We start from the raw sequence: 6,643 nt of genomic DNA, 5'->3' as shown, positions 1-6,643 counted from the left end.
CGGGCGTGAACGGCCTGACGGGTGCCACCGGCCCGACCGGGGCAACCGGCCCCGTCGGACCAGCGCTCAGCCTCGATTCGGTGGGTGTCGGCTCCGCCGCCGTTGTGGTGGAGACGGACTCCCAGGGGGTGGCCTGGATCCAGGAGCGGCCGCTCCAGCGCGGTGGCGGCGACGGTGGCAGTAGTCGGTGGGTTGCGCTGTCGAACATCACCGGCTACCCGTCGGCCCGGATTGCGAACGCCTCACTGCTCGTCTCCCACGAGCGGCTGTTCATCACCCTGCTGACGGTCGGCGGTCAGAACTACATCGCGAGTTGCCCACTCGGCCACGGCTCGGTCACCGACGGCATCCGGCACCACGACTGCAAACCGTTCGTACCCTTTGCCGGTCCCCCGCACTGATACCGCAACCACAACGATGGTTGTGGACCTCGGGGCTTGTGGAGGGTGTGGCTGAACAGGGTCGTGTCAGAAACGGCGTCCTAGAGGATCACGTGCGGCAGGAAGCGGGCGTACTCGTCGGTGATCAGGCCCGAGGACTCGCGGATGCCGAGACCCGCCGACTCGTCCTGGACGACCCAGGCGCCGAGAACGACGTGGTTGCCGTCGAAGGCGGGCAGCGGGGCGAGCTGCTGGTAGCAGCAGGGCTCGTCCCGTACGACGGCGGGGGCGCCCGGCTGGTGCACGGTCACGCCCGCGCCCTCCCGGCCGAGCAGGGGCTTGGCGACGTAACCGGCCGCCTCGGCCAGCTCGCGCGGACCGTCCAGGTAGGCGGGCAGCAGGTTGGGGTGGCCGGGGTACAGCTCCCAGAGGATCGCGAGCAGGGCCTTGTTGCTCAGCAGCATCTTCCAGGCGGGCTCGATCCACATCGTGGAGCCGGTGCCGCCGCCGTTGTCGAGCGTGTCGAGGACGTGCCCGGCGAAGGCGTCGGTGGTGAGCCACTCCCAGGGGTACAGCTTGAAGATGCCGCGGATGAACCGGAGCTGGTTGTCGACGAAGCGGCCGGAGAGGGTGTCCCAGCCGATCTCCTCCATGGAGATCCAGTCGGTGTCGAGGCCGGCCTGTTCGGCGGTCTCCTTCAGGTAGGCGACCGTCATCAGGTCCTCGCCGAGTTCGTCGGCGGAGGAGTGCGCGAAGTGCAGGGTGCTGCCGGGCGGGAGCAGGGCGGCCTGCTTGCGCCAGGCTTCTACCAGGCGTTCGTGCAGGGAGTTCCACTGGTCGGCGCCGGGGAAGCGTTCCTCCATCCAGAACCACTGCGGGGAGGCGGCCTCCACCAGCGAGGTCGGGGTGTCGGCGTTGTACTCCAGGAGCTTCGCCGGGCCGCTGCCGTCGTAGCGGAGGTCGAAACGGCCGTAGACGGAGGGGAGTTCGGCGCGGCGGTGCCAGGCCTCGGTGACGGCCTCGGCGACGCGCGGGTCGGTGATGCCGAGGTCGGCGAGGCGGCCGATGGCCACGATGTGCTCGGCGGCCGCCAGGCACATGCGGTGCAGCTCCTCGACGGTCTCCTCCAGCGCCTCGACCTCCGCCAGGGAGAAGACGTAGTAGGCGCTCTCGTCCCAGTAGGGGCGCAGGGAGCCGTCGGGGTGGCGGGTCAGCGGGTAGACGAGCCCCTGCTCCTCGACGGTCTGCTGCCAGCCGGGTCGGGGGGTGGTGGTACGGCGTTCCATGCGACGGCTTCCGGTCCGGTTCTCGGTATTCGGTACTTCGGTCAGCCGCCGGAGCTGCCGTGGCCGCCGCCGAAGCCGCCGCGGTGGACGCCGCCGTGGCTGCCGCCGGAGGAGCCGCCCGAGCCCGAGCGCGGCTTGACGAAGGAGCCGCCGTCGACCCAGGAGCCCTTCTTTTTGCCGCCGTAGTACCAGGCCCCGTTCACGGACACCTTGGCCGACTTGGTCGACTTGCAGTTCTTGTCGGAGACGACCTTGTAGCCCTTGGTGAGGTTGTAGCTGTTGCGGTCGACGCAGCGCTTGTCCGGGTCGGACGAGCAGGCGGTCAGGGCGGCGGCGAGGAGACCCATGCCGCCGAGGACGACCGTGGTGGAGCGGAGCTGCCTGCGCGTGTTCGCCATGTGGTGTCTCCCCCGTTGGTTGGCCTGTTTCCGGCCGTCAGCCTAGAGAAAGGTGAGAACAGGGGCGACGGCGGGTTGCCGTTCGCTCCTCCGCCTAAAGTCACTTCGTGCTCTTTGGAATGGTGTGTGCTCTGGCCGCGGCGGTCTGCTTCGGTACGGCGACGGTGTTGCAGGCGGTCGCCACACGGGAGGCCGGTACGGGCGGGGGCGGTGAGGCCGCGTTGCTGCTGCGGGCGTTGCGGCAGTGGCGGTACCTGGCCGGTCTCGCGCTGGACGGGCTGGGCTTCCTGTTCCAGATCGCGGCGCTGCGCTCGATTCCGATCTACGCGGTCGGCGCCGCGCTGGCGTCGAGTCTGGCGGTGACCGCGGTGGTCGCGGCGCAGCTGCTGCGGGTGCGGCTGAGCGGCACGGAGTGGGCCGCGGTCGGGGTGGTGTGCGCCGGCCTCGCCATGCTCGGGCTGGCGTCCGGTCCCGAGGGGGACGTGGCCGGTTCGGACGCCCTGAAGTGGGCGATGCTCGCGACGTCCGTCGGCATGCTGGTGCTCGCCCTGCTGGGCGGGCGGCTGTCCGGACGGCTGCGGGCGCTGGTGCTGGGGCTGGGGGCGGGATTCGGGTTCGGGGTGGTGGAGGTGTCGGTCCGCCTGATCGACTCCCTCCGCCCGGCCGACCTGCTCACCAACCCGGCGGCCTACGCCCTCCTCATCGGCGGAGGCGCGGCCTTCATGCTGCTGACCTCCGCACTCCAGCGCGGCTCGGTGACGACGGCCACGGCCGGCATAGTCATCGGCGAGACGATCGGCCCGGCGGCGGTAGGCGTGATCTGGCTCGGCGACCGCACCCGGGAGGGCCTGACCTGGCTGGCGGCACTGGGCTTCGCCGTGGCGGTGGCGGGAGCGCTGGCGCTGGCGCGGTTCGGGGAGGCGCCGAGCACTTCCGATACGGGGGAACCCGCCACGGTGTCGTGATGTGGGCGATGGGTGGATCTGGGCCACCGCCGAACCCCGGCGAGGCTTCGTTGGAGCCATCGGGCTGGCCCAAATCCACCAATCGCCGACTGCCCGAAAGATGCCCAGGACGATCCCTGGGCACCCACGGCGTCACGTCAGCCCTCGCGCTCCGGCACCATCATGCCGACGCATTCGTCGAGCGCCGCATGTAACGACGGTACGAAGGCGGCGAGTTCGGCGTCCGATGCCTTGCCTGCCTCCAGTACGGCACCGACGACCGCCACGAGGACGGCGGCGGCGCCCAGAGATCGCGGGAGCTGCCTCGGGTCGGCGCTTTCTGCGTGTTGTCAGGCGACGCGGAGGATGCTCTTGCCATGGGTTGTGCCCTCGGCGAGGTGCTGTACGGCCGTGGCCAGGTCCCCGAGGGCGTACTCGGTGGTGATGTCCATGCGGACCTTGCCGTCGGCGACGAGGCTGAGCGCGCGGCGGGCACTGTCGGCGAGCCGCTCGGGGTGGGTCTGGCTGAGTAGGTTGCTGTTGTAGGTCAGGAGTGACTTGCCGTGCATGAGGAGGTCGTTGGCGTTGGCGAGGACGGGTTCGTAGGTGGCGAGGTTGCCGTATGCCACCAGTCGGCCGTGTGCTGCGAGCTGCTCGAGGCCGGCGGTGCGGGGCGAGCCGCCGACCGGGTCGAGGATGACGTCGGGCTTCTCGTCGCCGAGCTTGGCCGGGAATTCCTCGCGGAGCAGGAGCTGGTCGTAGCCGAACTGGGCGGCGTAGTCGGCCCTGTCGGCAGTGCCGACCACACCGACGACCCGGCCTGTTCCAGCCAGTCGGGCGAACTGGGCGGCGAGCGTGCCGACTGAGCCGGCGGCGGCGTGGATCAGCACGCTTTCGCCGGGCCGCACGCGCGCGGCGGTGTTGATCAGGTCGTAGGCGGTCGGTGCGCCCCACCCGAGACCTGCGGCTGTCCTCAGCGGCATGCTGCCGATGCCCAACGTGAGCGTGGCGGGTGCCACCACCACCTCGGCGTAGGCGCCTGAGGTGGTCAGCGCGGTGACGGCCTCACCGACACGGCGTGCGTCGACGCCCTCGCCGACTGCGGCGATGTGCCCGGATGCCTCGAACCCCGGGACGAAGGGGCGCGGTACGGGGAAGTGGCCGTCCCGGACCATGGTGTCGCCCCATTGGATCCCGGCGTAGGTGACGCGGATCGCCACTTGGCCGGGGCCGGGGGTGGGCTCATCGAGTTCGGTGACCCTGTAGTGGTCATCGGTGTCGAGGATGACAGCCTTCATGGTTACAGCCCCCTGCGTTGACTCAGTATCCTTATAGTCGAGAACGGTAGGTATATAAGGTTCCTGAGTCAACCCATGAACCTGTCAATGGAGGGGAGTGCACGGTGGAAGCCCCGATCGAGAACGACCTCTGCACCCGGATCAGGCGGTCGGAGCAGGCGCTGATGGCGCACCACGAGGCAGTACTGCGTACCTACGGGCTGACCATGACGCAGTACACCGTGCTGTTGATCCTCTCGCGCGAAGGCGGCATGTCCGGCGCCCAGCTGGCCCGCTCCTGCGGGGTGACGCAGCAGAGCATGAGCAGCGTGCTGACCAATATGGAAAACAAGGAACTCATCCGCCGCGAGACGTCCCCGATGCACGCCAAGGTTCAGATCGCCACCCTCACCGATGAGGGCCAGGTGCTGCTGGACCGCGCCTACCAGGAGGTGGTCATCCTTGAGCGCGCGCTCACCGACGCGTTCACACCCTCCGAACACGCCGCACTCTGCAACCTTCTGGAACGCGCCACCACCGTGCTGATTCAGCAGACGCGCCACGCGACAGCCCCGCCCGCCAGCTGAGCCCGCGGCCGCCACACCCGCGGGAGCCCCATCGCTGCGTACCCGCTCTGGAAGATCCGGTCATCCCGCCTGCGATGCCTGCCTGTTCTGCCGTGCCCGTGGTGCTGACCGCCGCCGAGCGCCACCGTCTGAAGAAGATGGCCTACGGCCACAAGACCCCGCATCAGGCCCGGCAGCGGGCAACCATCGTGCTGGCGGCCGGGGGCACTCCAATGCCCGGACAGCCGCGCAGACGCGGATGCACGTGGACACGGTGGGCACCTGACGGGGCCGGTTCGACGCCGACGGCCTGCCTTGCCCGACCGCAAGCGCTCGGGCAGGCTTCATCCGCGACCCGAATCTCCATCCAGGCCCGCCGCCGCTGCCATCACTCGCCGCGGGTGGAGTCGGTATCCCAGAAGTCGCGCCCAGCGACATGGGGGAGTCCGGGGATGCGTGACTTGCACCGGCAATCAGTACAGGTCGCAGGGCATGCGGGTCACCTGCCGGGATCCAGCCGGTGGGCGAGGTCGTGGGCGGTGGCGCTGGTGAGGTCCCCGACGTAGGCCCCAACGATTTCGAGACGGCCGCCGGTGATCGAGGAGGTCACGTAGGGCCTGCCCCAGAGCTTGCCGTCGATGACGATGGCGAATTCGTTGCGCGGGGACGGGGCCGCCGCGATGGAGCTGGTGAGGGCGGCGAAACGGGTCCGGTCGGCGGGGCTGAGGGTCACCTCGACCTGCCAGGTGCCGTCGATGGTGCTTTTCTCAGCCTTCGCGGAGGTGACACGGACGTCGGTCATGCCTCTGGCCCGGTCGGCGTGGACGCAGAACGCCGGGTAGGTCGCGGTCGCGTGCACGGTGTAGCCCCCGCTGCCATGGGTGCAGGCGTGCTCCATGGACGAGGTGACCGGCAGGAGGGAGATCAGGGCCGCCTTCCCGGTGTTCCCGGTGCCGCCCCCTGCGGCGGGCTGGACCACGTGCGCGCGGGGGGTCGCGCCGTCCGCGACGACCACCCAGGCGGTGGCGACCACGGCAGCGGCGACGACGCCCAACCCGGCGCGGGCCAGCCGCTGCCGCCGGCGGGCGACCCGCAACGCGCCGTCGGCCAGGCCGGCCAGATAGGCACCCGCGGCGTCACCGCCGCTCTCCCGGACATGGGCGTGCAAGGCATCGTGCAGCAACGTTTCGTGCAGCGGGTGTTCGGTCGAGTCGTTCATGCGATGACGCCCCTTCCGGAGTCAGTGGAGGAGGAGGCCGACGGCCCTGCCTCGGCCAAGGTGGTGCGGAGAGAGGCGAGGGCCTTGTGGGTCTGGCTGCGGACTGTCCCCTGAGCGACGCCCAGAATCGCGGCGATCTCGTTGTCCGGCCGGTCCTCGAAGTAACGCAGCACGATCACCGCACGCTGGCGCTTGGGCAGCCGCCGCAGCGCGGCCATGATGTCCTGCCGCTGAACCACGGTGTCGGCCCAGTCGGCGACCTGCCCGGACGGCTGGTCCGGCAGGGTGTCCGTGACCGTCTCCCGCCCCCAGCTCAGGAGCCTGAAGCGATCCACCTGGGCGTGGTAGAGAGCCCGGCGCACATAGCTCTCCGGCTGCTCCCGGTCACGCAGCTTCGACCAACGCCGAGCGGTGGAGGCAAGCGCGGCCTGGAGCAGGTCCCGGCCCTGCTCCCAGTCCCCGGTCAGCAAGTAGGCCGTGTGCAGCAGCGATCTCGACCGCGCCGCCACGAACTCGCGGAACTCGCGTTCCTCGTCGGCGTTCAATGTGCCCTCCCTCGTTCCCCTGTAAAGA

Annotated in this window: 9 protein-coding genes; 3 read left to right on the top strand and 6 right to left on the bottom strand. The window is 70.1% G+C overall.

Features of this window, described 5'->3' with window-relative positions; all coding sequences use genetic code 11:
- Window positions 1–401, top strand: a 401-nt coding sequence (locus ABZ865_RS12205; protein WP_361227888.1) for a hypothetical protein, incomplete at its 5' end; no start/stop codon positions are given.
- A gap of 80 nt (window positions 402–481) precedes the next feature.
- On the opposite strand, the gene ABZ865_RS12200 is transcribed toward ABZ865_RS12205, so the two are convergent.
- On the bottom strand, window positions 482–1,666 hold the full coding sequence (locus tag ABZ865_RS12200) for a glutathionylspermidine synthase family protein (protein WP_361227885.1): 1,185 nt from the start codon (window positions 1,664–1,666) through the stop codon (window positions 482–484).
- 41 nt (window positions 1,667–1,707) lie between these two features.
- Window positions 1,708–2,064: a hypothetical protein gene (locus ABZ865_RS12195; RefSeq protein ID WP_361227883.1), complete on the bottom strand. Its 357-nt coding sequence runs from the start codon at window positions 2,062–2,064 to the stop codon at window positions 1,708–1,710.
- A gap of 119 nt (window positions 2,065–2,183) precedes the next feature.
- Between ABZ865_RS12195 and ABZ865_RS12190 the strand changes: the two genes are divergently transcribed.
- Window positions 2,184–3,029, top strand: coding sequence for a DMT family transporter (locus ABZ865_RS12190; RefSeq protein WP_361229644.1), 846 nt, complete (start codon window positions 2,184–2,186; stop codon window positions 3,027–3,029).
- A gap of 137 nt (window positions 3,030–3,166) precedes the next feature.
- On the opposite strand, the gene ABZ865_RS12185 is transcribed toward ABZ865_RS12190, so the two are convergent.
- Window positions 3,167–3,295 carry a hypothetical protein gene (locus ABZ865_RS12185; protein WP_361227879.1) on the bottom strand — a complete coding sequence of 43 codons (129 nt, stop codon included), beginning with the start codon at window positions 3,293–3,295 and terminating at the stop codon, window positions 3,167–3,169.
- Window positions 3,296–3,358: 63 nt separating this feature from the next.
- Window positions 3,359–4,306, bottom strand: coding sequence for a zinc-binding alcohol dehydrogenase family protein (locus tag ABZ865_RS12180; protein WP_361227876.1), 948 nt, complete (start codon window positions 4,304–4,306; stop codon window positions 3,359–3,361).
- A gap of 104 nt (window positions 4,307–4,410) precedes the next feature.
- Between ABZ865_RS12180 and ABZ865_RS12175 the strand changes: the two genes are divergently transcribed.
- The gene (locus ABZ865_RS12175) at window positions 4,411–4,872 is read left to right on the top strand and encodes a MarR family transcriptional regulator (RefSeq protein ID WP_361227873.1); all 462 of its coding nucleotides are present in this window, start codon (window positions 4,411–4,413) and stop codon (window positions 4,870–4,872) included.
- Between the two features lie 478 nt (window positions 4,873–5,350).
- Here the strand turns inward: ABZ865_RS12175 and ABZ865_RS12170 are convergent, their stop codons facing one another.
- On the bottom strand, window positions 5,351–6,070 hold the full coding sequence (locus tag ABZ865_RS12170) for a hypothetical protein (RefSeq protein WP_361227870.1): 720 nt from the start codon (window positions 6,068–6,070) through the stop codon (window positions 5,351–5,353).
- Window positions 6,067–6,615, bottom strand: coding sequence for a SigE family RNA polymerase sigma factor (locus ABZ865_RS12165; RefSeq protein ID WP_361227867.1), 549 nt, complete (start codon window positions 6,613–6,615; stop codon window positions 6,067–6,069). Before ABZ865_RS12165 ends, ABZ865_RS12170 begins: the two co-directional genes overlap by 4 nt.
- Between the last annotated feature and the right edge of the window lie 28 nt (window positions 6,616–6,643).

The organism is Streptomyces sp. NPDC047085, assembly GCF_040643735.1.
In the GTDB taxonomy this organism is placed as follows: domain Bacteria; phylum Actinomycetota; class Actinomycetes; order Streptomycetales; family Streptomycetaceae; genus Streptomyces.
The sequence above is the reverse complement of the archived record's forward strand: the minus strand, read 5'-3'. Positions and strand labels throughout refer to the sequence as shown.

Bases quoted from the DNA above. Each gene is read 5' to 3' on its own strand.
- ABZ865_RS12200 (WP_361227885.1), bottom strand. From the start codon at position 1,666: ATGGAACGCCGTACCACCACCCCCCGACCCGGCTGGCAGCAGACCGTC.
- ABZ865_RS12195 (WP_361227883.1), bottom strand. From the start codon at position 2,064: ATGGCGAACACGCGCAGGCAGCTCCGCTCCACCACGGTCGTCCTCGGC.
- ABZ865_RS12190 (WP_361229644.1), top strand. From the start codon at position 2,184: ATGGTGTGTGCTCTGGCCGCGGCGGTCTGCTTCGGTACGGCGACGGTG.
- ABZ865_RS12180 (WP_361227876.1), bottom strand. From the start codon at position 4,306: ATGAAGGCTGTCATCCTCGACACCGATGACCACTACAGGGTCACCGAA.
- ABZ865_RS12170 (WP_361227870.1), bottom strand. From the start codon at position 6,070: ATGAACGACTCGACCGAACACCCGCTGCACGAAACGTTGCTGCACGAT.